38 protein-coding genes are annotated in these 23,444 nt (G+C 61.5%); 25 read left to right on the top strand and 13 right to left on the bottom strand.

Features of this window, described 5'->3' with window-relative positions; all coding sequences use genetic code 11:
- Window positions 1-18: 18 nt before the first annotated feature.
- From Q8K09_RS08625 to Q8K09_RS08595, 7 genes are all read right to left on the bottom strand, one after another.
- Window positions 19-207: a hypothetical protein gene (locus Q8K09_RS08625; protein ID WP_305254560.1), complete on the bottom strand. Its 189-nt coding sequence runs from the start codon at window positions 205-207 to the stop codon at window positions 19-21.
- A 35-nt stretch (window positions 208-242) separates the two neighbouring features.
- Window positions 243-380 (bottom strand): hypothetical protein, encoded by a 138-nt coding sequence (locus Q8K09_RS08620; protein ID WP_305254559.1) that lies wholly within the window; start codon window positions 378-380, stop codon window positions 243-245.
- Window positions 377-514: a hypothetical protein gene (locus Q8K09_RS08615; protein ID WP_305254558.1), complete on the bottom strand. Its 138-nt coding sequence runs from the start codon at window positions 512-514 to the stop codon at window positions 377-379. Before Q8K09_RS08615 ends, Q8K09_RS08620 begins: the two co-directional genes overlap by 4 nt.
- 1,125 nt (window positions 515-1,639) lie before the next feature.
- A complete protein-coding gene (locus Q8K09_RS08610; protein ID WP_305254557.1) occupies window positions 1,640-1,852 on the bottom strand; it encodes a hypothetical protein in 213 nt (70 codons plus the stop codon).
- Window positions 1,853-1,909: 57 nt separating this feature from the next.
- Window positions 1,910-2,089 carry a hypothetical protein gene (locus Q8K09_RS08605; protein ID WP_305254556.1) on the bottom strand — a complete coding sequence of 60 codons (180 nt, stop codon included), beginning with the start codon at window positions 2,087-2,089 and terminating at the stop codon, window positions 1,910-1,912.
- A 14-nt stretch (window positions 2,090-2,103) separates the two neighbouring features.
- Window positions 2,104-2,541 carry a tellurite resistance TerB family protein gene (locus Q8K09_RS08600; protein WP_305254555.1) on the bottom strand — a complete coding sequence of 146 codons (438 nt, stop codon included), beginning with the start codon at window positions 2,539-2,541 and terminating at the stop codon, window positions 2,104-2,106.
- Between the two features lie 89 nt (window positions 2,542-2,630).
- On the bottom strand, window positions 2,631-2,786 hold the full coding sequence (locus tag Q8K09_RS08595; protein WP_305254554.1) for a hypothetical protein: 156 nt from the start codon (window positions 2,784-2,786) through the stop codon (window positions 2,631-2,633).
- Between the two features lie 12 nt (window positions 2,787-2,798).
- On the opposite strand from Q8K09_RS08595, the gene Q8K09_RS08590 reads away from it, so the two are divergent.
- Window positions 2,799-3,005 (top strand): hypothetical protein, encoded by a 207-nt coding sequence (locus Q8K09_RS08590; RefSeq protein ID WP_305254553.1) that lies wholly within the window; start codon window positions 2,799-2,801, stop codon window positions 3,003-3,005.
- A 668-nt stretch (window positions 3,006-3,673) separates the two neighbouring features.
- Here Q8K09_RS08590 and Q8K09_RS08585 read toward each other — a convergent pair.
- The 4 genes from Q8K09_RS08585 to Q8K09_RS08570 all read right to left on the bottom strand — a co-directional run bounded on the left by Q8K09_RS08585 (window position 3,674) and on the right by Q8K09_RS08570 (window position 5,690).
- A complete protein-coding gene (locus tag Q8K09_RS08585; RefSeq protein ID WP_305254552.1) occupies window positions 3,674-3,925 on the bottom strand; it encodes a DUF1654 domain-containing protein in 252 nt (83 codons plus the stop codon).
- Window positions 3,926-4,045: 120 nt separating this feature from the next.
- Window positions 4,046-4,504 (bottom strand): helix-turn-helix domain-containing protein, encoded by a 459-nt coding sequence (locus Q8K09_RS08580; protein ID WP_305254551.1) that lies wholly within the window; start codon window positions 4,502-4,504, stop codon window positions 4,046-4,048.
- Window positions 4,497-4,817 carry a hypothetical protein gene (locus Q8K09_RS08575; RefSeq protein WP_305254550.1) on the bottom strand — a complete coding sequence of 107 codons (321 nt, stop codon included), beginning with the start codon at window positions 4,815-4,817 and terminating at the stop codon, window positions 4,497-4,499. Before Q8K09_RS08575 ends, Q8K09_RS08580 begins: the two co-directional genes overlap by 8 nt.
- Before the next feature lie 126 nt (window positions 4,818-4,943).
- Window positions 4,944-5,690, bottom strand: coding sequence for a helix-turn-helix transcriptional regulator (locus Q8K09_RS08570; protein WP_305254660.1), 747 nt, complete (start codon window positions 5,688-5,690; stop codon window positions 4,944-4,946).
- A gap of 105 nt (window positions 5,691-5,795) precedes the next feature.
- Here Q8K09_RS08570 and Q8K09_RS08565 point away from each other — a divergent pair, with 105 nt between their 5' ends.
- The gene (locus Q8K09_RS08565) at window positions 5,796-6,014 is read left to right on the top strand and encodes a helix-turn-helix transcriptional regulator (protein WP_305254549.1); all 219 of its coding nucleotides are present in this window, start codon (window positions 5,796-5,798) and stop codon (window positions 6,012-6,014) included.
- 60 nt (window positions 6,015-6,074) lie between these two features.
- Here Q8K09_RS08565 and Q8K09_RS08560 read toward each other — a convergent pair whose 3' ends face one another.
- On the bottom strand, window positions 6,075-6,356 hold the full coding sequence (locus tag Q8K09_RS08560) for a hypothetical protein (protein WP_305254548.1): 282 nt from the start codon (window positions 6,354-6,356) through the stop codon (window positions 6,075-6,077).
- Window positions 6,357-6,440: 84 nt separating this feature from the next.
- Here Q8K09_RS08560 and Q8K09_RS08555 point away from each other — a divergent pair, with 84 nt between their 5' ends.
- The 23 genes from Q8K09_RS08555 (at window position 6,441) to Q8K09_RS08445 (ending at window position 22,668) form a co-directional block, all read left to right on the top strand.
- Window positions 6,441-6,872, top strand: coding sequence for a phage regulatory CII family protein (locus Q8K09_RS08555; RefSeq protein ID WP_305254547.1), 432 nt, complete (start codon window positions 6,441-6,443; stop codon window positions 6,870-6,872).
- Window positions 6,873-7,048: 176 nt separating this feature from the next.
- Window positions 7,049-7,789: a phage antirepressor KilAC domain-containing protein gene (locus Q8K09_RS08550; protein ID WP_305254546.1), complete on the top strand. Its 741-nt coding sequence runs from the start codon at window positions 7,049-7,051 to the stop codon at window positions 7,787-7,789.
- A 95-nt stretch (window positions 7,790-7,884) separates the two neighbouring features.
- Window positions 7,885-8,664: a DnaT-like ssDNA-binding domain-containing protein gene (locus Q8K09_RS08545; RefSeq protein WP_305254545.1), complete on the top strand. Its 780-nt coding sequence runs from the start codon at window positions 7,885-7,887 to the stop codon at window positions 8,662-8,664.
- A gap of 13 nt (window positions 8,665-8,677) precedes the next feature.
- Window positions 8,678-9,343 (top strand): replication protein P, encoded by a 666-nt coding sequence (locus Q8K09_RS08540; protein ID WP_305254544.1) that lies wholly within the window; start codon window positions 8,678-8,680, stop codon window positions 9,341-9,343.
- Window positions 9,336-9,563, top strand: a complete 228-nt coding sequence (locus Q8K09_RS08535; RefSeq protein WP_305254543.1) for a hypothetical protein — start codon at window positions 9,336-9,338, stop codon at window positions 9,561-9,563. Before Q8K09_RS08540 ends, Q8K09_RS08535 begins: the two co-directional genes overlap by 8 nt.
- Entirely contained in the window at window positions 9,556-9,996 is a 441-nt protein-coding gene (locus tag Q8K09_RS08530) for a dATP/dGTP diphosphohydrolase domain-containing protein (RefSeq protein ID WP_305254542.1), read from the top strand. The genes Q8K09_RS08535 and Q8K09_RS08530 overlap by 8 nt, the downstream gene beginning before the upstream one ends.
- On the top strand, window positions 9,996-11,021 hold the full coding sequence (locus Q8K09_RS08525; RefSeq protein ID WP_305254541.1) for a site-specific integrase: 1,026 nt from the start codon (window positions 9,996-9,998) through the stop codon (window positions 11,019-11,021). The genes Q8K09_RS08530 and Q8K09_RS08525 overlap by 1 nt, the downstream gene beginning before the upstream one ends.
- A gap of 23 nt (window positions 11,022-11,044) precedes the next feature.
- Entirely contained in the window at window positions 11,045-11,434 is a 390-nt protein-coding gene (locus tag Q8K09_RS08520; protein WP_305254540.1) for an endodeoxyribonuclease RusA, read from the top strand.
- Window positions 11,431-11,733, top strand: coding sequence for a hypothetical protein (locus Q8K09_RS08515; RefSeq protein ID WP_305254539.1), 303 nt, complete (start codon window positions 11,431-11,433; stop codon window positions 11,731-11,733). Before Q8K09_RS08520 ends, Q8K09_RS08515 begins: the two co-directional genes overlap by 4 nt.
- 51 nt (window positions 11,734-11,784) lie before the next feature.
- Window positions 11,785-12,270 (top strand): hypothetical protein, encoded by a 486-nt coding sequence (locus tag Q8K09_RS08510; protein WP_305254538.1) that lies wholly within the window; start codon window positions 11,785-11,787, stop codon window positions 12,268-12,270.
- 256 nt (window positions 12,271-12,526) lie between these two features.
- The gene (locus Q8K09_RS08505) at window positions 12,527-12,880 is read left to right on the top strand and encodes a putative holin (RefSeq protein ID WP_305254537.1); all 354 of its coding nucleotides are present in this window, start codon (window positions 12,527-12,529) and stop codon (window positions 12,878-12,880) included.
- Entirely contained in the window at window positions 12,873-13,181 is a 309-nt protein-coding gene (locus Q8K09_RS08500) for a phage holin family protein (protein ID WP_305254536.1), read from the top strand. Before Q8K09_RS08505 ends, Q8K09_RS08500 begins: the two co-directional genes overlap by 8 nt.
- Entirely contained in the window at window positions 13,178-13,903 is a 726-nt protein-coding gene (locus Q8K09_RS08495) for a hypothetical protein (protein ID WP_305254535.1), read from the top strand. Before Q8K09_RS08500 ends, Q8K09_RS08495 begins: the two co-directional genes overlap by 4 nt.
- Before the next feature lie 128 nt (window positions 13,904-14,031).
- Window positions 14,032-14,559: a terminase small subunit gene (locus tag Q8K09_RS08490; protein ID WP_305254534.1), complete on the top strand. Its 528-nt coding sequence runs from the start codon at window positions 14,032-14,034 to the stop codon at window positions 14,557-14,559.
- Window positions 14,534-16,450 carry a phage terminase large subunit family protein gene (locus Q8K09_RS08485; RefSeq protein WP_305254659.1) on the top strand — a complete coding sequence of 639 codons (1,917 nt, stop codon included), beginning with the start codon at window positions 14,534-14,536 and terminating at the stop codon, window positions 16,448-16,450. The genes Q8K09_RS08490 and Q8K09_RS08485 overlap by 26 nt, the downstream gene beginning before the upstream one ends.
- Before the next feature lie 18 nt (window positions 16,451-16,468).
- Entirely contained in the window at window positions 16,469-16,693 is a 225-nt protein-coding gene (locus Q8K09_RS08480) for a hypothetical protein (protein WP_305254533.1), read from the top strand.
- On the top strand, window positions 16,693-18,156 hold the full coding sequence (locus Q8K09_RS08475; protein ID WP_305254532.1) for a phage portal protein: 1,464 nt from the start codon (window positions 16,693-16,695) through the stop codon (window positions 18,154-18,156). Before Q8K09_RS08480 ends, Q8K09_RS08475 begins: the two co-directional genes overlap by 1 nt.
- On the top strand, window positions 18,153-19,364 hold the full coding sequence (locus Q8K09_RS08470) for a head maturation protease, ClpP-related (protein ID WP_305254531.1): 1,212 nt from the start codon (window positions 18,153-18,155) through the stop codon (window positions 19,362-19,364). The genes Q8K09_RS08475 and Q8K09_RS08470 overlap by 4 nt, the downstream gene beginning before the upstream one ends.
- A complete protein-coding gene (locus Q8K09_RS08465; RefSeq protein ID WP_305254530.1) occupies window positions 19,361-19,996 on the top strand; it encodes a head decoration protein in 636 nt (211 codons plus the stop codon). Before Q8K09_RS08470 ends, Q8K09_RS08465 begins: the two co-directional genes overlap by 4 nt.
- 67 nt (window positions 19,997-20,063) lie before the next feature.
- Window positions 20,064-21,050, top strand: a complete 987-nt coding sequence (locus tag Q8K09_RS08460; protein ID WP_305254529.1) for a major capsid protein — start codon at window positions 20,064-20,066, stop codon at window positions 21,048-21,050.
- A 47-nt stretch (window positions 21,051-21,097) separates the two neighbouring features.
- On the top strand, window positions 21,098-21,373 hold the full coding sequence (locus tag Q8K09_RS08455; protein WP_305254528.1) for a hypothetical protein: 276 nt from the start codon (window positions 21,098-21,100) through the stop codon (window positions 21,371-21,373).
- A complete protein-coding gene (locus Q8K09_RS08450; protein WP_305254527.1) occupies window positions 21,370-21,834 on the top strand; it encodes a hypothetical protein in 465 nt (154 codons plus the stop codon). The genes Q8K09_RS08455 and Q8K09_RS08450 overlap by 4 nt, the downstream gene beginning before the upstream one ends.
- Window positions 21,835-21,894: 60 nt before the next feature.
- Window positions 21,895-22,668, top strand: coding sequence for a hypothetical protein (locus Q8K09_RS08445; RefSeq protein ID WP_305254526.1), 774 nt, complete (start codon window positions 21,895-21,897; stop codon window positions 22,666-22,668).
- A gap of 29 nt (window positions 22,669-22,697) precedes the next feature.
- Here Q8K09_RS08445 and Q8K09_RS08440 read toward each other — a convergent pair whose 3' ends face one another.
- Window positions 22,698-23,372, bottom strand: coding sequence for a hypothetical protein (locus tag Q8K09_RS08440; RefSeq protein ID WP_305254525.1), 675 nt, complete (start codon window positions 23,370-23,372; stop codon window positions 22,698-22,700).
- Window positions 23,373-23,444 lie beyond the last annotated feature (72 nt).

Here is a 23,444-nt window from a genome sequence, read left to right as displayed (position 1 = left end):
CAGCGTTTCCTTTCTTGGTTAGCTGGCGGTGGCCATGGCCAGTTCGGCGGCGATGCGGTCGAGCTGGCCGATCAGGTTGGTGATGGTGCTGACCGCACGGTCACGGTTGGCGGCCTGCAGCTCGGGCAGGACTTCCTGCAGGTTGCGGATGTTCTCTTGGGTGAAGCGGCGCTGGCTGAGCAGCTCTTGGGTGGTCATGAATGGCATGGATGCTCCAGGCGTGGCTTGGTCTTTGAGGGCGGCTAGTGCTGGCCTGCTGGTTGTTCGGCGGTGATGTGGCCGCCGATGGCGGGCAGGATCAGCAGCAGGCTGTAAAGCAGGATGGCGATGGCGGCCGATACCCAGGTGGCGCGGCGCTTGGCGCGCTGGTAGTTGGTCATTGGGCAAGCTCGCACACCCAGCGCCCGCCGGATTTGAACGGGGCGCGGGTGAAGGGCACTTCGTTGACCAACAAAAAGCCCTGCATGAACAGGGCTTCGGCAATTCCTTTGAGGCTTCCGGCGATGATGATCACGGGCGCTGCTCCTGTGGTTGGCGTGCATAGGTCGCGGCCCTGGCCGGAAGCAGACGCTTGGGCAAGGTCAGCCGGTCAAGGCCGCGGCGTATGTAGGCGCAATGAAAAGCCCGGCGAACCGGGCTTTTGTTTCGATCAATAAGCCGCCTTACGTGATCGAGCTGGGTTGAGGCCTTAGTCGTGCCGGCCTTGGCAGGGATTCACATGGCTGCGTGCTCCTGTTGTGCGCGCCGTTGGCATGTTGGCGGGCGCTCGCCTGGGTTGGTTGTTGATGCAGATGGCCGGCGCTGATCCCGGCCTGTTGACGCACAGCCAGCCTTTCGGCGCATCGGTCATGGCGGTTACGGGGGATTCAAGCCCTACCTCACCCACTCCATCGGTCAACGTGTCTCCGTCACACGCAGCAACTGCGCATTCATCTGCATCGGGGTGTGATCGGGGGTTGCGTTAGCGCTCCACGGCGTACCAGTTGCGCTGTTTTGCTCCCGTGCAATCACACTCCGATGCAGCCTCTTTCGAGGTGATCGGGACGCTCTTTCGCTAGCTGCGCGCCTACAACTCAATACGGCAACCGGCATTCACCGGCACCTTGGCTTCCTGTTTACTCGAACAGCAGCGCGCTTTGACCCGGGCGCTAACGCCTGGTCTGGCTGGATAAGGTCCAAGCCGCTAACGCTGCTGCATGCCGAACGAGGCACGGCGGTGAAGTAGTGGCCCTGACTGCCAGCGCGGGCGATTCGCTCTCATTACCCTGCGCAGCATCCGTGCGTTGCGGGGTGGCGTCCCGGTCGTTGGGCGGGATTCTTAGTCGGTCAAGCTGATTGATTGCTGACCCATAAGCTTCTTGATCTCTCTAAAGACCTGGCCGTCGAGATGTTCGATTTCCGCAGCAAGGCGGAGAGCCAGAGGTTTTGATACTCGGAACGCTCTGGCCTTGGCGGGTGCCTTTTCGCCCGTGCTCTTGTTCCCCTGGCAAGCGGTACAGTGGCTGGTGCTTGTGTAGCGCTGAGAGCCCCCGCACCGGCTGCAGGTCGCTCCCTGGTAGTACTTTCTGCCAGCCAGTTGGGCCTGAAGCTTTTCCTGGCTTTTCGGTCTTCCAGAAGCCATGTCTAACACCTCCTACTGTCAGTCGACGGCGATGTTGCCGCCGTCTACCCCGCGAATCAGTTTGTTCATCTCGCGCTGCAGTTGGCCGATGGCCCAGGAGGCGGCGAGGATGGCGTGGTCGCGCGGGGTGAAGTTGGCGTTGTGCAGTTCGAAGCCTGCCACCTGGATGCCGTGCTTGGTGATAGTCACCGTGCCGGTGAGCTTGATACGCAGGGGCGCGGTGTTGTCCATCGGTGTCTCCCGGTTGTCATCCCGCTGCACCCTGTTGCCAAGGTGCAGCAGTGATGCCTACTGCACGACGCGCAGTTCGTTGCGCGGTATCCATGCTGCGTCGACCTTGACCATGCAGCCGACGAATGCGGCATAGCGGGTGTCGCGGTCTGTCTGGTAGCCGTAGTAGGCGCAGGCGCCGCGGCTGGCTGCGGCGCTGATGCCTACGACCACTAGTACCGCCGCCACAGCCCACATGGCGAGCCTCCGGCTCATGCCTCGATGCCGAAATCTTTAACGCGCAGGCCGAGCTGGTTGCCGATTTCCGACAGAACCTTCAGTTCTTCCGGGCTGATGTTGCCGTCACCTTCCGCCACCGTGAGCATGTTGACGAACACCTCCTCGGCATCCATCGGGTTGTTCTTGATGTCGTTAATCTCACGCATGATGTTCATGCGCCCGAGACGGAAGCCTGCTTGAAGTTGCTCAGTGAACAGGTTGACCGTGGTGGTGATCTCGCTGCCGAAGTGTTCCAGCGCCTTGTTGGCGCGGATCTGCAGATCGATTTGCGCGGCTTCGTTCTTGCTGATCTCGCCGTCCGCGGCGGCCACCAACAGGCAGCCGCCGACGATGGCCTGCATCAGGTCACGATTCTCCAGCTTCTTCACGGCGCGCTTCGCGCCAAACAGTTTCTTGCCAATACCGAACATGGTGTTTCCTCTGGTTGGGTTGCTCAGCGCATCGCCCTGGTAGAAGGCGATCCGGTGAGCAACCAGGGCGATGGTTCGCCCTGGTGGAGTTATTCCGGTGCGTTAACCTGGGTGAGGCCGTAGTTGCCCGCCCCAAATCGCTGTGTCAGGCTCCGGTGGATGGCTTCAAGCGAGTAGTTGAAGCCGCTCAGGCGCGGCGCCCTGTAGTGGTAGGTGCCGCCTTTAACGAAGTAAGTGCATTGCATGGAGAAGCTCCGATGGTTGGGAAGATCAATCCGCGTTATGGCGTCGAGGTTTATGTCGGCGACTTGTTTGATGTGTGCGTAAAGCAGGAGCGCGATTCTCAGCAAGATGAACACGTGATCATTCTTCACCGGGATGAGGCGAAGGATCTGATTGCACTGCTTCAGGCAGCGATCAGTGAGTCCGAAGAGATCGAGCAGCAGGAAGCTGAAAACGCTTGATTCAACACTCTCCGCGAAGCCCTGCAGCAAGGCTTCCTGGAGAGCATCCGGCCCACGCTTGGCGGGCCGTTATCTCTGGCACTGCGACCCGCTACTGGCGGCGGTCGCGTGCGTTTTACTGATGTCAGTTGTCTCACCGCCGCGCCGGCCTGCCGTGCGCTGAAGCTTGATCTTCTGGGTTGCTGGCCGGGGTTACGCGCCACACCCGGCTGGGCGATGTCTTGTCGTTGCGTTGTCGGTATCACTTAGTGCGCTGTGCTGGTGTTGCGCCTTCATCTCAGGCATCCAGCAGGGAGCGTATTCGGTGCAACCCTTGGCCCGTTCTGCGCTATCGACTCGGTGACTTGAGTAGAGGGAGCGCTCGACCTGGCGTTGAGCAGGCTGGATTCTTCCAGCGATAGCCCGGTTCACGGGCGTAGCAGTCGGTTTTGCCACCATCGCTCAGGCTGTCGGCTTGCGCCGCACCTGTCGGGACTGCTTGGTGCATTGAGTTTTTAAAGAGTGGGCGCCCGGTTGGTTGGGCTGGCACTGCGGTGTTGCTGCGGCGTTGGTGCAACTCTATGCACTGGTGCATATTGTGTCAATGCGCACGTGCAATTATTTATGCATTTAGGCATGCGCCCATAAAAAAGCCCGCGCATTGGCGGGCTTGGTTTTGTTTAGGTGGCTCAGTCGTCTTGCGGGACCACCCAGAAGAGCTGCACGGCGCCGTCGTCGCGGTGGGCGAGGGTGACGTTCTCGGTCTCGGCTATCTCGCTGAGGATCTGCGCCCAGTCGTCTGGCGATTCATCAGGCAGGCGCTCGAGCAGGGCGGCCTTGGCCTTTTGTGCGGACTGGGAGTTGATGATCTTCTGGATGCGGGTTGCCATCAGCTCATAGGGGCTGGGCTGCTTGGGGGTGATGGGCTTTGGCTTGGCCATGGGTGGCGCCTTTACTGTATGGGTGTACAGTAGTTTGCCAGAGTGGGCGGGGAAGGGCGAGAGGGTGGCAGGCAGAAAAAAGCCCCGCGGGTGGCGAGGCTTGCGGTGGGCCGGTAAAGGTTATGCGCACTGGTCGACTTTTCCTTCCCAGCCTTTTTGTGTCTCTTCAAAGCAAAGCTTCCGCTCCTCTCGCTCCAAATCCTTGATCTGGGTAAGCAGCGCCTTCAGCGTCCCATCTTCACTCTGACCTTCTAGGAAGAGCTGGCGGAGGTTGGCGTCGGCGAGCTTGTGAATGCGATTCTCTCCAGACTCCCACTTCTTGATTGCCTCGTCGCTGTAGCCGAGTAGCTCGGCCAGGGTCCGGCGGGACATGCGCAGTTCTGTACGGAGGAATCTGAACTCGTCGCCAGTAAGCACGGACTCTTTCTCAGTCAGCGAGTGCCCAATGGCTCGGTGCAGATCTCGAACCTCTGCGATGCTAAAGAATGGCTCTCCCGCTTCGTCAACGGTCTCAGTGAAGCCGTTGGAAAGCCAGACGTTGGGTAGGCCACATGCGACATAGTGAAACATGTCACTCATCTTCTTTCTCCGCATACAAAACCATTAGTTTGTCTTCAATATTTAGCATTTTGATATCGACATAAATTGTGCAGTCACCGGTATGACATACCAGTTTTGCATAAGTGCCGTCTTCTTCGAAGTGCAAGTGCTCCTCCATGATCTCGCCATTCTCAAGGCAGTCCCAGATGTCGGCCATGAAAACAATCTTGTCCTTTACCAGGGCGTTGATTGTCTCTCTCTGGTAAATGACCTTGTCCAGGTCGGCCGCATAAGCTCTGACGCGGGCTAGAACCCGCGTAGGGTGGCGCCGGATTTCATGGACATTAACCATGTGCACCCCCGCCTTTCGCGAGCAGAGTATAGGTATGCAATACCTGCTTATCAATATAGCAGGTATCTGATACCTGTGCCGCCGGTCTCAAATTCATTCGCGAGCCTTCCCTGCGGTGGTGATGGATCAGAAGAACATGGCGCCCCAGAACACGCGGCCGATGAGGCTGATTTCGCGTTCTTGCATCTGTTCGGGGGTGTATTCCTCGTCGGGGTGTTCGTCGCGGTTGAAGCTGCGCATGCGTATGCCGCCGCCGGGGAGGCGGTAGAGCTGCTTCACGCGGAGCTGGCCGGCGTGGTTGAGGGCGTAGAGGTCGCCGTCGATGACTGTGGTTTTGCTGCGGTCTACGCCTACGGTGGCGCCGCTGCGCAGCACGGGCTCCATGGAGTTGCCGTAGATGGGCACGCACACGGCGTGCTCTACCTGGACGCCCTGCTTGCGCAGGGTGTACTTGCCGAAGCGCAGCTTGAAGCGGCTGCTTTCTTGGATGACCGTGCGTCCGCTGCCTGCGGAGAGTTCTACTTCCTTTAGAAACGGCACTTCTACCTCGTCATCGTCGAGTGGTGTGTCGTCATCCCAGCTGGTGACTGGGGTGATGCCTGGGTGATAGGCGGCGTTCGTCTCGCGGCCGCCGCCCGCTGTCCGACCAGGGGTAGACACGATTTCCGCGCGCCCCCTCATCTGATCGGTAGTGACCCCGAAGTAGTCCGCCAATGCTGAGACGTGTTTGTCCGAAGGGTCGGCGATTTTCTCGCTGAGGATCCTGGATAGGGTCGATTGCGCCACGCCGGATTGGCGTGACACCTCGGTCGGGGTCTTTCCTGATGCGCGAATCAAATCGGCCAGGACGGTGTGAACGGTGCGCTTGTGCATGAGTGCAATGCTGTCTGGCTTAAATGCATAAGGCAAATGCTGTTCTGCATTGACTTCTATGCACTGCCGCATAGAATGGGGGCGAACCATATCGAGACTCCTTGAATGAACGCCACTGACCTGCCTGCAAAAATCGAAGCAATCCGCGCGGCTGGCGTGACCTACACAGCCATCGCCAAAAGATCGAATTGCGATATCTCGACTTTGTTTCGTATCCGGCAAGGCGAGATCCCTGATCCGAAGTATTCGGTCGGCTCGGCCATCGACGCCATGTACATCGAACTCAGCAGCACAGAGACAAGCACCCCAAAGACCGCCGCATAGGAGACGAGCCTATGACACCAGATGCGCACGGAGGCGAAACCCCTTCAGCACGACTGGATGTCATGGCGCGACACCTTGAGCAGCTGACCGCTGACTTGGTGCAGCTACGGGAAGACCTGAAACACCAAGACTGACCGGCTGGCGCGCCTTGAGCGATGTGGTCGCCCGAGTGAAGCCAGCCAGGGCAGGGCCGCCGAGCTGACCACTGAGCAGCGCGGCGTGATGATCGAAGGCGGGCCAGGCCCGCAACTGAATACCCATAGGCAGCGCCGTAAGTAGCGCGGCCAGTAAGCAACGAAGGGCGAGCACTTCGCCCTGGAGTTCGGATAGGTCGGTTGGCATGGGGTCTTCCCTGTTGGTCGAGTGATTGCAGATTGCCAGCGGCCGCATTACGGCGGTACGCGAAACAAGACAGGGGATTCGCAGATGGAAACGTTCGAACGCGCCATTCACGACGAGGTGATCGCCCAGGGCGGCACTGAGTTGGCCAAGCGCATGGGGGTTAACCGCACACGCCTGCTGGATTGCGCCAACCCGAACAGGGAAGAGCACCGGATGAACCTGCAGATGTTCACCCAGGTGCTGGTGCATCTGCCGGATGAGTCGCGGCGGCACATTTTGAGCGTGCTGCTGGCTGAGTTTGGTTATGGGCTGGTGACGAAGGCTCGCCCGGTTACGGCGGGGCCTTTGCACGCGCTGCTGGACCTGCTGGCAGAAACCGCTGATGTGACGCGCGGGCTGCATGACGCGCTGGCGGATGGGCGGATCTGTGGCGCGGAGAAGCTTGCGCTGGCGCGGCATATCCGTGAGGTGGGCGCTTCGCTTGAGGTGTTGGATGCGTCGGTGAAGTCGGCCTGAGGACGCGCATGCGCGGATTAACGGATGCGAGAGAAATATTTTCACGAGGTGGCAGAAAAACGCGATTCCGGGGCCCTTCGGTTTTGCACTTAGTAATTACCGGGACGCAAATCGCAGGCACAAAAAAGCCGGTGGCTAGACCGGCTTCTTCTACAGCAACAAAACTGAGGTCGATTATGGACAACCCAACCACTCAAGGCAATAGCCACCATGTCGCGCCATGTTTTGGCGTTGGCGTGATGGTGTCGCGCAACGCGACGATGACCAGCGAGCAGTTGGCCGAGCTGTTGCAGATCGAGCATAACGAGCTGCGCAAGAAGGCCAACGCAATGGCGGCGAAGGGGCTGTTGGAGTTTCGGGAAGAATCTGCCCGTAACCCCCTCGGCGGCCGGCCACGCCTGGTGATGCACTTTGATAAGCGCAACAGCATGGTGATTGCGGCCAAGCTGAATGACCAGCTTTTGGCCGCGGTTGTCGATCGCTGGATTGCGTTGGAGCAACCCGCCAGCAGCCTGCAAATACCCCAGAACTATTCGGAGGCCCTGCGCCTGGCGGCTGACCTGTCGGAGCAGAACAACCACTTGCAGCTGGTGGTGAGCGAGCAGGCGCCGAAGGTGGAGGCTCTGGAGCGGATCAGTCAGGCACGCGGGACGATGTGCCTGACCGATGCCGCCAAACACTTGGGTGTGCAGCGCAAGCAGTTGCTGGAGTGGATGCGCGAGCACCGCTGGATCTACCGCCGGGAGGGTTCGACTCGCTGGGTGGCGTACCAGCCCCGGGAGGCCGCTGGCCTGCTGGAGCACAAGGTGACGGTGCTGGGCACTGAGGATGACGGCGAGCAGCGCCTGGCCTCTCAGGTGCGTGTGACGCCGAAGGGGCTTGCGATGCTGGCGCAGAAAATTGGGGGTGTGCTGTGAGACGTCCTGCTTTCCAGTTTTACCCGGCCGATTGGCGCAACAACGCGAAGCTGCGTCGTTGCTCTTGGGGTGCGCGTGGGGTGTGGATCGAGCTGATGGGTTTGATGCACGACAGCGATAACTATGGCGTTTTGGCGTGGCCTTTGAAGCAGATTGCACAGGCGCTTGGCGCGCCGATCAAGTTGCTGAAAGAGCTGGTTGATTGCGGCGTGCTTTATGGGATTGAGCAGGGCGACTGTGAGCCGATGATTTATACGCCTGTCAGTGGTCGGGTGAAGGGCGCTCCGGTCGAGCTGGTCGCCGCACAGCCTGGGCCGCTGTGGTTTTCGCCGCGCATGGTGCGGGACGAATATGTACGGCAGAGGAAGGGTGAAAGCACGCGCTTTGGTAGTGATTACGATGCACCAAGCCCTTCACCCAAGCCCCCCATTGGTGAAGGCAAGGGTGCTGCACCACGCCATCGGCAAGGTGACGGCTCTACATCTTCTTCTTCATCTTCTACTTCAGTACCTAACGGTACTTCAGCTGCTGCAGATGCGTGGCAGCGGTTCCCGATGGACGAGGGTTGGCTACCTGACGACGTGAGCCTGGCCAGCCAGCTGCGGGTTGCTGGCTTGACTCGGGACTGCGTCACCGCAGAGGCGGTCGCCGGTTTCATTGGGCACTACCTGACCCTGCCAGACACCGTGGAGAACGCAGCGGGCTGGTGCAAGCGGCTGGTCAAGTGGGCCAAGCGTCAACACGAATTCTCTCGAGGGAACGCCAATGAATCGTCCACAGCACGTGGCAGCCGTCCTGCCAGCGGCATCTCGCTCGCTGACAACCTCAACGACACCAGCTGGGCCGATGGGCTCGGCACTCTGCAGCCAGACTGAGCTGGCGGCGCGGGTGAATCTGATTTTTGCCACGTTCCAGACCGACCTTGGGCTGGCCAACGCCTTCCGCTGGGAGTTCCAGGCCGCTGATCCGCAAGACCCGAAGCTGAAGGCTGCGAAGGCGACGTGGTTTCGCCCTGAGCTGGCTCGGGTGCCGAAGGCGCTGTTCGAGTTGGCGCTGCGCCGGATCGGCCTGGAGTACCAGGTGGGCCGGGCGAGCAAGTCGCTGCCGAGCTTTGGGGATTTTATGGCGCTGTGCCGGCCCTCGCCCGAGGCGATGGGGATGCCGGGCAAGGATGCGGCCTGGGTTGAGGCGCAGCGGCATGCGATGAGCGCCCGGCATCGGTGGTCGCACGTTGCGGTGCTGATGGCGGTGAAGGCGGTTGGCGCGCATGACTTGCGCACGGCCGATGCCTACCAGGCCCGCGAGCTGCGGCAGCGCTTCGATCGGTACTACGAGCAGTTGGTGCTGCAGGTGGCAACGGGTGGCGAGCTGACTGCACCGCTGGCCGCGCTTGGGCATGACGGCAGCAAGCCGGCCACCCAGGTGCAGCAGGAATACGGCGAGCGGATGTTGCTCGAGCAGTTGCAGCGTCAGGGGCTGGCTGGTGCTGGGGCGAATGCCCGCGGTGCGTTGCTGGCGCGCATGGGGATCAAGCGGGAGGTGGTGAATGGCTGATTGGCAGATACCGGAAACGGCTCCGAAGGACCGCCAGATTCTGGCTGACACCGGCTGGCCTTGGCCTGTTGTCGCTGTCTGGAGCGAGTACCAGGGCGAATGGGTGACGGCGCAGCTTGAGGGGAACCTATGCGAAGGCAGGGGCGACCCGGGCTATGTGACTGAGTACGAGCTGACGCTCAAGGGTTGGATGGAATTACCGGAGGTGGTACGTGGGTGAGCTGAAAGAAACCAACCCTAAGGACGCTATCGGCTCGCAGAAGCTGCCGCTGCACCTTTGGCCAACCACCGCGACTGCCATGGGTTGCTTGGGTTTGATGGACGGCGCGTTGAAGTATGGCCGCGCCAACTGGCGGGTTAGTGGTGTGCGAGCTTCGATCTACTTTGACGCCGCAAGCCGCCACCTCAATGCGTGGTTCGAGGGTGAGGCGGTCGACCCTGATAGCGGCCTTCCGCATCTGTCTCATGCGCTGGCGTGCTTGGCCATTCTGGTTGACGCCGATGCGGCTGGGCTGCTGGTTGATGATCGGCAGGTGCCAGGCGGTTACCGCTCGTTGATTGATGCGCTGACCCAGCATGTGCCGCGCCTGCAGGATGTGCACGCTGATCGCTCGCCGAAGCACTTCACCATCGCTGACCAGGTGGGGCGCTGATGGCTTCTGCAATCAAGAGGGCTGGCGCAATGCGCACTACTGGCGACGTTGTTTTGTGGTGGGTTGAGCGTGTGGAGAAGAATCGCGAGACATCTGACAGCTACAAGAAAAACATGCGGTCTATGGTGCGCAAACACATTGTCCCCAAGGTAGGAAAGCTGACCATTGCTCGGCTGACTCGCCGCGCAATCGACGAAAAACTCATTTGGGCGATGCATGAAGAGGGGCTGAAGCCGCGAGTGCAACAAAAGGCATTGCAGGCATTGAGGCAGGCTTTTTTGATGGCCGAGGAAACTACCCGAATTAAGGTCAACCCGATGGCGTCTTTGACGTTTAGGAGCTTTTACAGGGGGGCCCTTCCTAGTAAGCCGGCGCGGCTTTCTAGGATTGACTTGCCAAGCCTTGTGCAGAAATTAGCCGAGAACTTTGATCGTGACCCGGTGAATGGGCTGCTGCCTCTGATGATGCTGGCCCATGGCACGCGCATCGGCGAAACACTGCAGGCGCAGTGGTCGCACATCTCGCTTGCAGAAAGGGCGTGGGTGCTTCCTGAGCTGAACTGCAAGTCTCGGCGTCAGCACATCCTGCCGCTGACCCCTCAGACGCTGGCTTTGCTGGCCCGCTATCGCCAAGCGCTGCCGGATGCTCGGGCGCAGATCGATTGGGTGTTCCCGGTACGCGGCGGTGCTCGCCTGTCGCCAACCACGGCCAGCGCAATGTTCCGTTCATTGTCGGGCGGCAAGTGGTCCAGCCATGACCTGCGCAAGCTGATGCGCGATTGCTTGGCTGACCTGGGCATCGACTTCTTTATCGGTGAGCGGCTGATCAATCACAGCCTCGGCAAGGTATCAGAAACCTACTTGACCCGTGACGTAATGGAGCGTTGCCGAGAAGCGTTGGAGCGCTGGCATGCCCGCCTAGATGAGTGTGGGTTTTCCATTGCTCACGACTTGAATGCGAGCACTCCTGCATATTCACAAAAAGCCGGAAAGGCAGAGCCTACGGGCGCTGCGGTCGATTCCTGACTATTCAGCTGTAGAGGATGAATATGAGCGATAAAGCAGGGTTTGAGGCGCAGACAGTGCTGCTGCCGTGGCCGCCCAAGGAGCTGAGCCCTAACGCTCGAGGCCACTGGGCGAAGCGCAGCCGTGCGGCCAAGGCGTACCGCATGCAGTGCTTTCTGCTGGCTCGCAAGGCCGGGCTAGTTGCGCCGATCGGGCGGCTGCTGCTGTCCCTGGAGTTCCTTCCACCGACAGCTCGGCGCCGGGACGACGACAACCTGCTGGCTTCGTTCAAGGCCGGTCGTGATGGGTTGGCTGATGCCTTACGCATCGACGACAGCGTGTTCGTCAGCCAGGTGCAGCTGAGCAAGCAGGTTCACCCGGGCGGCGTTGTGCGGGTACGGATCAGTCGCTTCGCGGAGGTGGCCGCATCGTGACGACTATCCCGCTCGGCCGCTGCGAGATCTGCCTGGGCAAGGGCGTCATCCAGGGCATCTTCCATCGCATGGAGTGCGCCGGATGCCATGGGGCTGGCTTGGTGCACAAAGAGACCGGCGAGGCCTTGGAGCCGGCGGTGATGGTTGGCCAACTGCGCCAGCGGCTGGGTGGGGTAGCGGGGGTTATTGAACAGCAGCGCCAGCAGCTCGAGCGGCAAGGGCTGGCCGGCGCGGCGAAGGATTATGCAGGGCAGAACAATAAGCGCCATCGGGGCGGTGGCAACTGGACTGGGGATTGAGGGGCATTCATGACCGTATATAGAGACGTTGGGCACGTAATCGCTCGAGTGATGAGCATCGAGACCATCGACGGCACGAAGAAGGCTGGATGGCAGCAGCGGTATCAGGCGGGCTTTCCGGAGGCGCGCAGCGGGGGCGAGGGGTTGTCTGAGCAGGAGCGGTTGACGCAGGACAGCATGACGCGCGCGGCGCTGCGGCGTGAACTGCCGACTATGGCTTGGAATGTCTTGGTGGCGAAGTACAGCATCAATGACGTTGAGGTAGCTGCGGCCATCCACTGGTTGATCCCGCGCGTTGTTTGCCCGGCCCATCATCTGTTCCGGATGAAGTGCGTGACAGCCTGGGCAATCCCCAGGCGGATGCCTGAGGGGTTCTATGTGCTGCACACCTGGGATGCGGACGGCACGCCGGAGGGAACGCTGCGGCGGTGGCGGTCGGTTATGAAGCGCTGGCTGGAGGCGAGGGTGAATGATGCCTTCGGGATGGCTGAGCAGGTCCTGGTAGAGCGTGGACTGATCGAGAGCGAAGCTGCTTGACGTGCGGTGAGCGAGTGAGCACTATTAAGGCCAATCTGCGGTCTGGTGCGTAATCATCAGATCCATCAAAAAGCCCTGGCCTAACCGCCGGGGCTTTTTCGTCTCTGCTCCGCGCTGCTCTCCCCAGTCAGCGCTGATTTGCCCGTCACCTGCGGGCCTTTTTATTCCTGAACTCCGGCGCCACTGCCTGCCTCTTTGCTCCAAGCGGATGGCTGCGCAGTGCTGTGCCGGATCTATTACTACCGGAGACAAACCTATGGCCGAGCCGAGCACAGCAGCCATCGTTGCGGCTGGCGCCCTGGGTGCCGGCTTCGCTGGGATGCTGGCGGGGATCAATGCCGAGGCCGCTGTCGGCGCGCTGTTCGGCGCCCTGCTTTATTTCAGCACCACGAAAGAGATGCCGGTCCTGCAGCGCACGCTGTTCTTCCTGACCTCATTCGTCATGGGTTATCTGTTCTCTCCTGCGGTTGGCGAGTTCGAGCTGTGGGGCATGCGGCCGTTTGCATTCCCCGGGCCTGCTGCGTTCGGCGCCTCGCTGTTGGTGGTGACTGTTTCGCTGGCCGCGATACGCAAGCGCGCGGGAGAGTCGAGAGGGATTGCTGATGATTAGCATCGCACTTACTCACATTACCCTGGCGCTGGCCGCGTCCCTGTTCTTCCGCCTGTTCACGTACCGCCGCGATGGCGCCCGGTTCCGCCGCGGCGTATCCCTGCTGGCAACATTGATCATGGGCTGCGCGGGCGCGGTGATGCTCTATGTGATGCAAGGCAAGCTGGTCGTCCCTGTTTACGCCTGGCCCCTGGTGGTACTGATCGCCGTGTTCACGGCCTCGGTGATGCGCTGCGGCGGCAATCTTTCCTCTGTGCTGCGCAATCCTACGGCCTGGGATGGACGGGAGCGCCGAGAGTGATCCGGATCGAGGTCAAGGGCTTACAGGCTCGCTTGGCCGAGATCACCGACCTCGAGCGTAATCAGCTGCCCTATGCCACCGCCCTGGCATTGACCGAGACTGCGAAGCAGGTGAAGGAGCGGCTTGAGGGTGAGATGCGGTCTGTCTTCGACCGGCCAACCAGCTGGACGCTAAACAGCCTGCGCCTGTTCCCAGCCACCAAGCAGAAGCTGGTCGCGCGGGTCTGGATGAAGAACGAGGCGGACAAGGCGGCACCTGCTACCAGGTGGCTCACGCCTCAGGTGTATGGCGGGCCGCGTGATGACAAGCGCAGTGAGAAACTACTTAGGGCAAAAGGGATATTGCCCGATGGCAAGTACATCGTGCCTGGTCGTGATGCCAAGCTGGACGGCTTCGGCAACATCGGCAGGGGGCAGATACAGAAGATCCTCTCGGGTCTTGGGTCGCAGTTCGACCGCTATTCGAACAGCACCGACAGCCGCCGCAGTATCGGCAACCGCAATCGTTTCTTTGTCATGCGCAAGGGCCGAGAGGCTATAGGCATCGGCGAGCGAGCAGGGCGCGGCAAGGGCAAGGTTAAGCTTGTACTGGCATTCGTTGGGCGGCCCGGCTACCGCAAGGAGTTCGACTTCTTCGCCATCGCTGACCAGGTCGCCGAGGACCAGCTGCCGATCCAGTTCGAGCTGGCACTGGCTCGCGCTCTCGCGACCCGCAACCGATGACGCACCATCATAGTGCGGCCAGGGGCCCCTGGGCGGTCAGGGGTCGTCGAGGGTAATTCGAGGCCCGACGTTTCACTTCATATGAACTTTTTACAGGGTGACCGCTTCCGGTTCCGCTCGGGGTATCCATGGCCACGCAACTTGAAGTTGGCGCTCACATAGATCTGAGCGACAGGCAGGTGCGTAGTTTGGTTGCAGACGGCGTCCTGCCTAGCTCCAAGGGGGCGGGCGGCCTTGATATTGAAGCCTGCCGCTTGGCGTATATCCGATATTTGCGCGGCATGGGCACCGGTCAGGTCAGACCGGAAGTGTCCCCCGATTTTGAGGGCGTTGATCCGTTCGCCGAGGCGCGGCTCACACAAGAGCGCTTGCGACTGACCTCGGCTCAGGCGGAAGGCCAGGAGCTGAAGAACGAGGTCACCAAGCGCAAGTCGGTGCCGTCCGGGTTTGCCACCTTTGTGCTATCGCGCCTGGCCTCGGAAATTGGCTCGATCCTCGACACCTTGCCGCTCACCCTGAAGCGCCGCCATCCGGATCTTGAAGTTCGGCATATCGAATCGGTACAGCGCGAGCTGGCCAAGGCGCGCAACCGGGCGGCGACCTTAAATGACCGCCTGCCCGGATTACTGGATGAATATCTCGACGCCGCAGATTGAAGAGCTGGCCGCCGCCATTCGTGTCGGTTTAGTTCCGCTGTCGCGTCCTTTGCCCATGACACCCGTTGAATGGGCCGACGCCGACGAAGGCTTCTACCTGTCGAGCGAATCGAGCTACCAGGAAGGCAAGTGGGAGACGCTGCCGTTTCAGGTAGCCATGCTCAACGCCATGGGCAATGACGAGATCCGCACGGTAAACGTGATCAAGTCGGCTCGGGTTGGCTACTCCAAGATGCTGCTCGCTGCGTCTGCCTACCAGATCGAACACAAGCGCCGGAACATCCTGTTGTTGCTACCTACAGACGGATCGGCTGAAGGCTTCATGAAGGCCCACGTCGAAACCATGATCCGCGACGTGCCTAGCGTGCGCGCCCTGGCGCCGTGGTATGGCAAGAAGCACCGAGACAACACACTGAGCACCAAGCGTTTCAGCCACTCCAAGCAGCTCTGGTGCCTGGGTGGCGCGGCCGCGAAGAACTACCGCGAGAAGTCAGTCGACACCGTTATCTATGACGAGCTGGCCGCATTCGAGCCGGACGTCGAGAAAGAAGGCAGCCCGACATTCCTCGGCGACAAGCGTATAGAAGGCTCGACCTTCCCGAAGTCGATCCGAGGCAGCACCCCGAAGATCAAAGGCACCTGCCAGATCGAGGCCGCAGCAAGCGAATCTCCACACCTATTCCGGCTTCATGTGCCGTGCCCGCACTGCCAGGCCGAGCAGTATCTGAAATGGGGCGGCAAGGACTGCGTCTTCGGCATCAAGTGGGACCCGCAAAATCCCGGCACTGCCTGGTACCTGTGCGAGCACACCGGGTGCGTGGTCCAGCAGCATGAAATGCAGGATCAGCACGCCAAGGGCCGCTGGATCTGCGAGAAGACGGGGATCTGGACGCGTGACGGGTTCGACTATTTCGACACGGAAGACGAGCCGATCCCGACACCGGACTCGGTAACCTTTCATATCTGGACGGCTTACTCGCCATTCACAACATGGGGCCGCATCGTCCTTGATTTTTATAAGGCCAAGGGCGACCTCAGCAAGCTGAAAACCTTCGTCAACACCACCCTCGGCGAAACCTGGGAAGAAGACGAAGGCGAGAAGGTCGAGTGGGAAAACCTCTATGCGCGCCGTGAAGTTTGGCAAGACATCCCCGCGCGAGCGGTGGTGCTGACTGGCTTCATCGACACCCAGGACGACCGCTATGAAGGCCGCGTTTGGGCCTGGGCAGAAGGTGAGGAGTGCTGGTTGGTACATCGCTGGATCATCTACGGCGACCCCGCAAGTGAGGAGCTGCGCCGCAAGGTCGGGCTACGCCTGCACCAGACCTATCGCCGCGACGATGGACAGTTGATGCGCACGGCACTGTGGGGCTGGGACTCCGGCGGCCACTACACCGACGAGGTCTATGCCGAGAGCCGCAAGCACGGGCTGCACTGGGTCATCCCGACAAAGGGCCACAGCATTTATGGCAAGCCGATCGCCGACTTCCCCAAAACGAAAAACAAGGCTGGCGTCTACCTGACCATGATCGGTACGGACAACGCCAAAGAGATTATCTACAGCCGGTTCAAGATCCAGCCACAGCCCAACCAGGCAGTGCCTGGCTGCGTGCACCTGCCAGCCGATGATGAGGTCTGCGACGAAAGCGAGCTGAAGCAGCTCACGTCGGAGGCGAAAATATCCAAGATCGAGAAAGGGCGCCGCGTTACCAAATGGGACGCCAGGGGCCGCCGCAACGAGGCGCTCGACTGCTTTGTCGGTGCGCTCGCCATGGTGCGCTTAGCCCAGCAGCGCTTCGGGGTTGACCTGCGCAGCTCTCCGGCACCCGTAACCACGCCACCGCCACCCACTCGCCGTAAGGCCGCAAGCAGCTACCTAACTCGGCGTTGATCGCCACAAGAGGCCACCATGAGCACAGCCCAACAGCGCCTGGCTGAAGTCCGGGCGTCGATTAAAGACGTCCTCGAAAATGGCCAGTCCATGCGCAAGGGCGATCGCCAGCTCGACCGCGCCCAGTTGGCTAGCCTGCGCATCCTCGAGGAGCAGTGCGCCAAGGCCGCAGCCCTTGAAGTGGCGGCAGCCTCCACCCGTCCGCGCATCTCGCGCCTGTTTCGCGCAGGCAAGGGGATCTAATGGCCCGGACTAAAGGAATCTCCAAGCGCATCAAGAACAGCTACGAGGCCGCCGGCACAGGCCGCCGCGCCGCGGGCTGGGATGCACCGGAAGGCGCGCTAAATGCCATCGCGCTGCCGGCGTTGCCTGCACTGCGCAAGCGATCGCGGGCTGCGGTGCGCAACGACCCCTACGCCTTCAGCGCCATCAGCAAGCGCGTCAGCAACATCATCGGCACGGGCATAACCCCGCGCGCGACGATCGATGACGCAGGTATCCGCGCCGCCCTGCGCCTGCTGTGGGAGGACTGGACCGACGAGTCAGACGCCGATGGAGTTGCCGACTTCTACGGCCAGCAGGCGCTCATTGCCCGCATGGTCGAGGAGAGCGGCGAATGCTTCGTGCGCATGCGCTATCGCCGGCCAGAGGACGGTTACGCCGTACCGCTGCAATTGCAGCTGCTGGCAGCCGAGTACGTCCCGATCGATAAAAACTTCAAGACCCGCGCCGGCAACATCGTCCGCGCCGGCATCGAGTTCAACGCTATCGGTAAGCGAGTCGCGTACTGGATGTATGGCACCCACCCGGGTGACCCCTCAGCCAGCAATTACAGCTACAACACCCTGCACCGGATACCAGCCAGCGAAGTGCTGCACATCTTCGAGCCAACTGAGGCTGGCCAGCTTCGCGGCTTGCCGCGCCTCTCGCCAGTGTTGCTGCGGCTCAAGTCGCTCGATGGCTACGACGACGCAGTGCTGTTTAGGCAAGAGGTCGCCAACCTGTTTGCCGGCTTCATCACCAAGAAGGCGGCCGCTGATTATCAGCCGGGTATCGACCCGCTCACCGGCCAGCCGATTGTTGCTGACCGTGACGGCGCGCCCCTGGTTGGGCTTGAGCCCGGCTCCATGCAGGAGCTGGGCGAGGGCGAGGAGGTCAAATTCTCCGACCCGCCAGACGCCGGCAACACCTACGTCGATTTCATGCGCCAACAGTTGCAGGGCGCCGCCGTTGGCGTGGACCTGCCCTATGAGCTTTTGACCGGCGACATGGGCGATATCAGCGACCGCGTGCTGAGGGTTTTGCTCAACGACTTCCGCCGCCGCATCGAGCAGCTGCAGTTCGCCGTTTACGTGTTCCAGCTATGCCGCCCCGTTCGCGCCGCCTGGCTGGATACCGCCGTGCTGGCCGGCGCCATCGTGCTGCCGGACTACATCGCTCGCCGCCGTGACTACCTGCGCACGCGCTGGGTGCCGCAAGGGCATCCGTACATCCATCCGGTGCAGGACGTTGAGGGCAAGCTGAAGGAGATCAACGGCGGGCTCAACAGCCGCAGCGAACACGTGCTGCGCACTGGCTACGACGCCGAGCAGATCGACGAAGAAAACGCCCAGGACAACGAGCGCGCCCAGAAGCTGGGCCTCAACTACAACAGCACCGCCACCCCGACGCCGGTACCGGCGAAAGACAAAGAGGACGACGAATGAACATCAAGCGCACCCACCGGCTCGCGCTGGCCGTCGCGATGGCGGCTCTTGGCGTCAGCACCCTTGCGCAGCCGCGCATCATGAACAAGGCTGGCACGCCCGACCTGCAGGCCGAACACTGGTACAGCATCCGCGCGGTTGGCGAGGCTGAGCAGAAGGCTATCGAGGTCTATATCTATGGCGAGATTGGTTACTGGGGTATTACCTCCGGCGACTTTATCCGCGACCTCAAATCCAGGGATGACGGCGTGTCTCCGGTGGTGGTGTTCTTCGACACCATCGGCGGCGACCTCTTCGACGGCATTGCCATCCATAACGCCTTGACCGCACTGGGCGAGCGCGCCACTGCTCGCATCGTCGGCGCCTGCTTCAGCTCCGGCAGCGTGGCAGCCTGTGGCGCCCACCGCGTAGAGATGGCCGACAACGCCCTGTTCATGATCCACAACCCCTGGACCTTCATGGCCGGCGGCAGCGAAGAGCTGCGCAAGATGGCAGACATGATGGACAAGGCGCTCGAGGGCATTGTCGCCAGCTACCAGCGCCGCCCGCTGACCATCGACGAAACTGAGCTGCGCCGCCTGATTGATGAAGAGACCTGGCTAACCCCCAGCGAGGCCTTGGCGCTCGGCTTCGCTGACGAAGTGATGGCCGGGAGCCTGCCGCAGGTCAGCAGCGGCGCACACGGCAAGATCCTCAATCGCTACCGCAATACCCCCCAGGCCGCTCGCGACCTGCTTGCGAGCGCCGACCCTGAGCCTGAGCCAGAACCAATTGCCGACCCTGACCTGCCGCCTGAGCCAGAACCAGAACCAGAACCGACCCCCGACCCCGCCGCCCTGGCCGCGCAGCTGGCCGCTGACTGCCAAGCCGCCGGCCTGAGTAACGTCGCCGCGGTGCTGATCAAGGCCAGCGGCCTCAAGAGCCAGGCCGCAATCAAGGCCCAGTTGGATCGCGCCAAGGCCGTGCGCGACCTGTGCGTGCTGGCCAAGCTGCCAGACGAAGCGGTCGGCCTGATCACCGCCGGCCTGGATGCCGACGCCGCGCGCCTCAAGCTGTTCGACAAAGTTCTGGAAAACAGCGGCAAGGTCGAGATCAGCAACAAACCACCCCTGCCGGAAGACCAGCCGGCGCCTACCAGCAACGCGGTCGACCCCGGCGCCATCTACGCCAGCCGCAAACCCAACGCCTCGAAAGGAGCGCATAAATGAGCATCAAAACCGAAGGCGTACACGCCGGTGAGTTCCTCCTTTCGGAGGCCAACGGCAGCCGCAGCCGCAAAGAAGTCATCATCACCGCTGGCGCCGGCATCCTCGCCGCCGGCACGCTGATCGCCATGATCACCGCCGCCAACGCTGCCGTAGCTACTGCAGTCGGCGGCAACGCCGGCAATGGCGTCATGGGCGGCATCACCACCGGCAGCGCTGCTGTCACCGGCACCTATGTCCTGACCATCACCGAGGCCGTCGCGGCCGGCGGCAAATTCGAGTTGGTTGATCCGCTCGGCAGCCTGGTGGGCGAGGGCAGTGTTGGCGTTGCATTCGTCGGCGGCGGCCTTAGCTTCACCCTGGCTGATGGCGCCAACGACTTTGCGGTCGACGACGCCTTCACCATCGCCGTGACTGCGGCCCTCGGCGAGTACCGCGCCTATGACGACGACGGCACCGACGACGGCCGCCGATCTGCAAGCGGCATCCTGTATGCCCCGGTCGACGCCACCCTCAACGACATCCGTGTTGCAGCCGTGGTACGCGATGCCGAAGTGATCGAGCGCCTGCTCACCGGCCTCGACGATTTCGGTCGCGGCGACTTGGCCACCCTGGGCATCGTCATCCGCCCCTAATCTGCCCCGCCAACCCTGACACCCTAAACCCCGCCATTGCGGGGTTTGTCATTTCTAGGAGCCCACCATGGCCGAGATATCCATTTTTGAAGACGAGGCGTTCAGCGTCACCTCGCTGCTCGCTACCATCAACGAAGAGCATCCCATCCCGGGGCAGATCGCCGCATCGGGCCTGTTCACCGAAGAGGGCAGCACCACTGTCACTCAGCAGATCGAGAAAGACGGCGACGTCCTCGAGCTGGTGGCCGCTGCCCCGCGTGGCGCGCCTGGTCAAGTGGTGATCGGCAGCAAGCGCGAACTGATCCCGTTCAACTGCGTGCACCTGCCGCAAGAGTTCACCATCATGGCGGACGAGATCCAGGGCATTCGCGCCTTCGGTAGCCGCACCGAGTTGCAGGGCGTACAGGAAGTGGTCAATGCCCGCGCCAACAAAGCCCGGCTGCAGCTGGACCTGACCCACGAGTACCAGCGTATTGGCGCCATCAAGGGCCAGGTGCTCGACAAGGACGGCAGCGTGCTGGTCGACTTGTTCCAGCGGTTCGGTATCAAGCAGCTGAAACTGAAGATGGACTTCGGCTCTGCGGATGTCAGCGTTCGCGCCGGCGAAGCACTGGACATGCAGGAAGATGTACTCGGTAACGTCACCGGCACCGGCGCTATCGCCTGGTGCGGCAAGAACTTCTGGGCCGACCTGATCTCCGATCAATCGGTCAAGGAAACCTACCTCGGCCACGAAGCAGCCGCCGCTCTGCGTGGCGATCGCCGCCAGGCCTTCGAGTTCGCTGGCGTGCTGTGGATTCGCTATCGCGGCAAGATCGGCGGCGTGCCGTTCGTAGGCGACGACCACGCCTACCTGGTGCCGGACGGCGTGCCCGGCCTGTTCAAGACCGTGTTCGCGCCTGCCAACTACATGGAGACGGTCAACACCCTGGGCGTGCCGTACTACACCAAACTGGAGCCCATGAAGTACGGCAAGGGCGTGAGTGGTGAAGCCCAGTCCAACCCGCTGCACATGGGCAGCCGTCCGCGCGCCAACATCCTGTTGACCCGCTAACCATGGCCGGCTTCGGCGCGCTGATTGACCGCATGGATGCGGCAATCATGAAGGCACTGAATGACGGCACCGGCGACTACTTCGAGTCTGCCGGCATGCCGGTGGCTCAAGGTATCGAGCTGATCGTTGACCACAACCTGGAGCGCGCCGGCGCCGGCGGGGTATTACTCAGCGATGCCGTCGGCATCACCTGGAACAAGGCCGAGCTGGCCGGCGTCACCCGCGGCGGCTACTTCGTCTTTGACCGCGGGCGCTACATCGTCGAAGACACCATTGCCGATGACGGACACATGGCTACCGCCGTGTGCATGGTGCAGCAATGACCGTCCCCATAAACCTGTTATCCGAAGGCCGCAAGGCGCTGATCACGCAACTGCAAACGATCAGCGTCGACAACGGCTACCGGACCACTGCCGGCTTCAACGTCAAAAGCGGCTGGCTCAACGAGGTGATCAAGGCCTCCGGCGTTGGCTTCCCGCTGATCGTCGTGCAAAAGGCCAAGGGCCGTGTGCCCGAGCCCGGCGCAGGCGGCTGCAAGATGTACCCGGGCTACAACGTAATCGGCGCCGTTGATGTTGGCCTCGACAACTACGAAGACGCCCTCGACGACCTGGAGCTGGATCTGGTGCGTTGCCTCATGCCCCTGCATGGCCGCGCCACAGACTGGACGCCGCGCGGTATCCCCACGCTCAGCTTTGGCGCACCCGAGCAATTCCCGCCGGGCGACGGCTTGTCCGCCGCCACGGTACTGATCCCCGTTTACCTGCACACCCTCATCGAGTAACCACCCAACCCAAACAGAAGCCCGGCCAAGCGCCGGGCTTCTGCATTCAGGAGGCCAATCATGGCTCGCACTGTAGAAACCTTCGTAGTCGGCGGCATCCTGAAGATGCGCAAGGCGGGCCTTGGCGGCCCGTTCGCCGACGTAGGCCTGGTCAGCACCTACCAGCAGGCACATGAAACCAACCAGCTGCGCATCGAGAACACCCGCACCCCACTGGGCGGCACCTTCGACAAGCTCGACCGGGTCACCTCCATGACCCTGGCGCTGTTCTTCCGCGAGTTCAACAGCCTCAACCTGGCCAACCTGCTGTGGGCGGACATCAGCGACGTGCCGTCTGCTGCGGTCGTCGACGAAGTCGCCATCGTGCAGATCGGCAAGACCACCATGCTTGCCAAGATGCCGCTGGAAATCGACACCGTCGTGGATGACGAAACCGGGCTGGTCGAGTTCGACGAAGACATCGACTACAAGATGACCGGCTCCGGCATCGAAGTACTCGAGGGCAGCGCCCTGGCCACCGCCATCGGCGCCGACCTGGACTACAAGGTCAAGGTCGATTACACCTGCGCTGCCTACGACGAGATCGAAGCCCTGACCAACAGCGGCGAGGAGTGGGAGATCCTGTTCGAGGGCGCCAACGCCGTCGGCACCAAGAAACGCGTCAACAACCTGTACTTTCGCTGCAAGTTCGGCATCGCGCAAAGCCTCGACTGGATCAGCGTCGAAGACTTCATGGGCCTGCAGTCCACCTGCGAAGTGCTGGCCGACGACACCCGCATCGGCGCAGGCATCTCGCAGTACATGAAGGTCATGAAGGAGAAGGCTGTGGCGTGACCGTGGGGTGGCCAGGGATGGCCATATTCTCACACCGTCAATGGTGCTGAGGGCGGCGGGAATTGTGATTCGCTTAGTATTTTGATTCGGCCGTTTCGCATTTGCTGAGCAATACCTTCAAGCATGGAACTGGACAGCACTCTGTTCTGGATGTGCGCGTCAGCCACAAACAAATAGTCGGTGTAATAGGACACGCCGCTTGGTGCGCCTCCGGCGGCAAGTATCTGCTCGAAGCAGTTCCGCCTGGTCCGGCCAACGAACGGCCCGGTGAGGGCGCAGATATGGTCTGTGAGTATCAGTGGTTCGGCTTGGACACCAAACATGGCGGAGTACAGGTCACCGAAAAGGGAGGGAGGATTTTTTAGTAGGTCGTAGGCAGTGTCGCGGATGGATTCGGTATCTAAATAGAACGCGCCAATGAATACCAGCAGATCATGCTCAACTTCAGGCGTCCACTGGCCTGGCTCTAAGCCCTTGGCCAGTGCCGTCATGAGCGCGCTATTGGGGTACAGCGCCGCTATACGCGGGTTCGCTTCTAGCCACCAATGAAGGGCGTCCGCACTGACCCTGCTGATGGAGCCATCGCCGATGGCGATCAACACGGCGTCCCTGACGGGGTCGAATAAATTATCGTCGTCCAGCCAGAGGTTACGCGCTTTGCGAATTCGCTTGATCGCTTCTTTGTCCGGCTTGGGCAGTGACATTTGCCGCTCCTTGGCGCGGGCCAGCCTGGCTGGCGTGACCGCTTATGGGTAATGGACTACAGTCTCCCCTCA

It is taken from the genome of Pseudomonas sp. (genome assembly GCF_030683065.1).
Lineage (GTDB): Bacteria > Pseudomonadota > Gammaproteobacteria > Pseudomonadales > Pseudomonadaceae > Aquipseudomonas.
Note: the sequence above shows the minus strand (reverse complement) of the source record. Positions and strands in the feature narration are given on the sequence as shown.

Bases quoted from the DNA above. Each gene is read 5' to 3' on its own strand.
- Q8K09_RS08545 (WP_305254545.1), top strand. From the start codon at position 7,885: ATGGGTTTGATGCACGACAGCGATAACTATGGCGTTTTGGCGTGGCCT.
- Q8K09_RS08535 (WP_305254543.1), top strand. From the start codon at position 9,336: ATGGCTGATTGGCAGATACCGGAAACGGCTCCGAAGGACCGCCAGATT.
- Q8K09_RS08595 (WP_305254554.1), bottom strand. From the start codon at position 2,786: ATGCAATGCACTTACTTCGTTAAAGGCGGCACCTACCACTACAGGGCG.
- Q8K09_RS08485 (WP_305254659.1), top strand. From the start codon at position 14,534: ATGAATATCTCGACGCCGCAGATTGAAGAGCTGGCCGCCGCCATTCGT.
- Q8K09_RS08590 (WP_305254553.1), top strand. From the start codon at position 2,799: ATGGTTGGGAAGATCAATCCGCGTTATGGCGTCGAGGTTTATGTCGGC.
- Q8K09_RS08620 (WP_305254559.1), bottom strand. From the start codon at position 380: ATGACCAACTACCAGCGCGCCAAGCGCCGCGCCACCTGGGTATCGGCC.
- Q8K09_RS08455 (WP_305254528.1), top strand. From the start codon at position 21,098: ATGAAGGCACTGAATGACGGCACCGGCGACTACTTCGAGTCTGCCGGC.
- Q8K09_RS08465 (WP_305254530.1), top strand. From the start codon at position 19,361: ATGAGCATCAAAACCGAAGGCGTACACGCCGGTGAGTTCCTCCTTTCG.
- Q8K09_RS08560 (WP_305254548.1), bottom strand. From the start codon at position 6,356: ATGCCAACCGACCTATCCGAACTCCAGGGCGAAGTGCTCGCCCTTCGT.
- Q8K09_RS08585 (WP_305254552.1), bottom strand. From the start codon at position 3,925: ATGGCCAAGCCAAAGCCCATCACCCCCAAGCAGCCCAGCCCCTATGAG.
- Q8K09_RS08445 (WP_305254526.1), top strand. From the start codon at position 21,895: ATGGCTCGCACTGTAGAAACCTTCGTAGTCGGCGGCATCCTGAAGATG.
- Q8K09_RS08550 (WP_305254546.1), top strand. From the start codon at position 7,049: ATGGACAACCCAACCACTCAAGGCAATAGCCACCATGTCGCGCCATGT.
- Q8K09_RS08610 (WP_305254557.1), bottom strand. From the start codon at position 1,852: ATGGACAACACCGCGCCCCTGCGTATCAAGCTCACCGGCACGGTGACT.
- Q8K09_RS08520 (WP_305254540.1), top strand. From the start codon at position 11,045: ATGAGCGATAAAGCAGGGTTTGAGGCGCAGACAGTGCTGCTGCCGTGG.
- Q8K09_RS08475 (WP_305254532.1), top strand. From the start codon at position 16,693: ATGGCCCGGACTAAAGGAATCTCCAAGCGCATCAAGAACAGCTACGAG.
- Q8K09_RS08600 (WP_305254555.1), bottom strand. From the start codon at position 2,541: ATGTTCGGTATTGGCAAGAAACTGTTTGGCGCGAAGCGCGCCGTGAAG.
- Q8K09_RS08440 (WP_305254525.1), bottom strand. From the start codon at position 23,372: ATGTCACTGCCCAAGCCGGACAAAGAAGCGATCAAGCGAATTCGCAAA.
- Q8K09_RS08510 (WP_305254538.1), top strand. From the start codon at position 11,785: ATGAGCATCGAGACCATCGACGGCACGAAGAAGGCTGGATGGCAGCAG.
- Q8K09_RS08555 (WP_305254547.1), top strand. From the start codon at position 6,441: ATGGAAACGTTCGAACGCGCCATTCACGACGAGGTGATCGCCCAGGGC.
- Q8K09_RS08565 (WP_305254549.1), top strand. From the start codon at position 5,796: ATGAACGCCACTGACCTGCCTGCAAAAATCGAAGCAATCCGCGCGGCT.
- Q8K09_RS08500 (WP_305254536.1), top strand. From the start codon at position 12,873: ATGATTAGCATCGCACTTACTCACATTACCCTGGCGCTGGCCGCGTCC.
- Q8K09_RS08580 (WP_305254551.1), bottom strand. From the start codon at position 4,504: ATGAGTGACATGTTTCACTATGTCGCATGTGGCCTACCCAACGTCTGG.
- Q8K09_RS08480 (WP_305254533.1), top strand. From the start codon at position 16,469: ATGAGCACAGCCCAACAGCGCCTGGCTGAAGTCCGGGCGTCGATTAAA.
- Q8K09_RS08570 (WP_305254660.1), bottom strand. From the start codon at position 5,690: ATGCACAAGCGCACCGTTCACACCGTCCTGGCCGATTTGATTCGCGCA.
- Q8K09_RS08525 (WP_305254541.1), top strand. From the start codon at position 9,996: ATGGCTTCTGCAATCAAGAGGGCTGGCGCAATGCGCACTACTGGCGAC.
- Q8K09_RS08505 (WP_305254537.1), top strand. From the start codon at position 12,527: ATGGCCGAGCCGAGCACAGCAGCCATCGTTGCGGCTGGCGCCCTGGGT.
- Q8K09_RS08625 (WP_305254560.1), bottom strand. From the start codon at position 207: ATGCCATTCATGACCACCCAAGAGCTGCTCAGCCAGCGCCGCTTCACC.
- Q8K09_RS08605 (WP_305254556.1), bottom strand. From the start codon at position 2,089: ATGTGGGCTGTGGCGGCGGTACTAGTGGTCGTAGGCATCAGCGCCGCA.
- Q8K09_RS08460 (WP_305254529.1), top strand. From the start codon at position 20,064: ATGGCCGAGATATCCATTTTTGAAGACGAGGCGTTCAGCGTCACCTCG.
- Q8K09_RS08490 (WP_305254534.1), top strand. From the start codon at position 14,032: ATGGCCACGCAACTTGAAGTTGGCGCTCACATAGATCTGAGCGACAGG.
- Q8K09_RS08450 (WP_305254527.1), top strand. From the start codon at position 21,370: ATGACCGTCCCCATAAACCTGTTATCCGAAGGCCGCAAGGCGCTGATC.
- Q8K09_RS08575 (WP_305254550.1), bottom strand. From the start codon at position 4,817: ATGGTTAATGTCCATGAAATCCGGCGCCACCCTACGCGGGTTCTAGCC.
- Q8K09_RS08470 (WP_305254531.1), top strand. From the start codon at position 18,153: ATGAACATCAAGCGCACCCACCGGCTCGCGCTGGCCGTCGCGATGGCG.